The 457-nt window shown below is 60.2% G+C and carries 2 protein-coding genes; both read left to right on the top strand.

Annotated elements, in window-relative coordinates; all coding sequences use genetic code 11:
- The coding region (locus AC1D0P_RS29325; protein ID WP_477679946.1) for a SufD family Fe-S cluster assembly protein at window positions 1–194 on the top strand (194 nt) is incomplete at its 5' end.
- A gap of 5 nt (window positions 195–199) precedes the next feature.
- Window positions 200–457, top strand: a 258-nt coding sequence (locus tag AC1D0P_RS29320) for a hypothetical protein (protein WP_477679945.1), incomplete at its 3' end; no start/stop codon positions are given.

Below are 457 nucleotides of genomic sequence, written 5' to 3'. Positions count from 1 at the left end.
AGCATGAAGCGACGACGTCCAAGGTTTCCGAAGACCATCTCTTCTACTGCATGCAGCGCGGCATTCCCGAGGAGGCAGCGCTGGCGCTGATCGTCAACGGCTTCGTCCGCGATGTCATCCAGCAGCTCCCGATGGAATTTGCGGTGGAAGCGCAGAAGCTTATCGGCATTTCGCTGGAAGGCAGCGTCGGCTAGTTGCGATGACCGATCCGTTGCCGCCGCACATGTGGTTTCTCGTGTGGCGAGGACGGTTCTGGGCGATTCGCAGGCAGGGCGACATCATGATTGCCAAGCTCGCGGTGAGCACTCTGGCGGTTGCGATTGTCGGATTGCTGCTCGCCGGTTTCGTTCACTGGACGGTTGGGGTGGCAGCCAGCGTCACCGGGATTGGCGCAACGCAATGGCGCTTAAACTGCGTCGGCAAGCAGCATACGGACTACACGACGACGTTGGAAGAG

The sequence above is a fragment of the Polaromonas sp. P1_G2 genome, assembly GCF_056405515.1.
This window is presented reverse-complemented; position numbering and strand designations above follow the sequence as displayed.